Below are 248 nucleotides of genomic sequence, written 5' to 3' on the forward strand. Positions count from 1 at the left end.
GGCTGCGTTCTCGAACACCTGAACATCCCACCCGGCGAGGTCGAGCAGGAGGTCAAGGTCTTTCCGGCTGGTTTCTCCTAGGAGCATCCTCCGCGCCATGGTCGGCTCGAATGGATTGTCGGCTGGAACGATCAGGAGGGCGAGGCGAACCTGCTCAGCCAGGACTTCGCGCCACATCCGTTGAATGCTGCGGATTTCAGCGTCGGCAATCTGCGGAGCAAAACGGTCGGCGATCGACGGCTCGACTT

General features: G+C 61.3%; 1 protein-coding gene. It reads right to left on the reverse strand.

The window, feature by feature from the left end; genetic code table 11:
- Positions 1-248 (reverse strand): hypothetical protein (locus ACLJNW_RS27355; RefSeq protein ID WP_410961694.1); only part of this gene is annotated, 248 nt, incomplete at both ends.

The sequence above is a fragment of the Salmonella sp. SAL4457 genome (assembly GCF_046548235.1).
Taxonomy (GTDB): domain Bacteria; phylum Pseudomonadota; class Gammaproteobacteria; order Enterobacterales; family Enterobacteriaceae; genus Salmonella; species Salmonella enterica.